The sequence below is a fragment of the Methylobacterium variabile genome (genome assembly GCF_001043975.1).
Lineage (GTDB): Bacteria > Pseudomonadota > Alphaproteobacteria > Rhizobiales > Beijerinckiaceae > Methylobacterium > Methylobacterium variabile.
In genome coordinates this window covers 1-656 of record NZ_LABY01000382.1, presented here as the reverse complement: position 1 = coordinate 656, position 656 = coordinate 1, and the positions used below count along the sequence as shown (strand labels likewise).

Genomic DNA, 656 nt, shown 5'->3' with positions numbered 1-656 from the left:
TTTTTTTTCTCAGGCAGAATACTGCAGACGGGTTTTCTCCCTCTCGCGTGGGCTCGGACAGGTGTATAAGAGACGGTCACCGGCCAGTGCGGCATCCCCGCCATCGCGCCCTCCCGCAGGGGCGCCTCGACCGCGGGGGCTGAGGGCTTTGGGGTTTCGGGCTTCGGGGTTTCAGGCTTGGCAGGATCGGACGCGGCGGGGCCGGATGCGGCCGCGCGCTGCGGGCCGATCACCGCCAGGGTGTCGTAGACCTTGCGGCCGTCATCCGAGCCGTCGAACACCTTCACGGCCATGGTGGGCTGCCCGGCCCGGGCGGCCTCGATCAGCCGCCTCATGTGGGCGGCCGGAAACAGCACCTCGCCCGCCACGGCCACCTCGCCGCGCTTGGGCTGCTTGAGGGTGATGTCGAGGCCCTTGTCGTCGCGCTCGGCGTTGCCGTCGACCGGGGCCGCAGCCTTGCCGTTGAGGTCGGACTGGGTGCGGAAGCGGAAGCTGCGCCCGTCGCCGCTCTCGAAGGTGGTGTTGCGCAGGTCGGAGGTGCGGGTGCCGCTCTCCGAACTCTCCAGAACCGTCACCTGCCGGTACTGCAGCGCGAAGCCCTTGCAGGCATCGCCGGAGAAGTCGAACACGATTCGGCCGCGGGCGCTCTCGACCGC

General features: G+C 69.5%; 1 protein-coding gene. It reads right to left on the bottom strand.

Going from position 1 to position 656, the window contains the following annotated elements:
- Nucleotides 1-656: EipB family protein (locus VQ02_RS33205; protein ID WP_048448542.1), on the bottom strand; the 656-nt coding region annotated here is incomplete at both ends.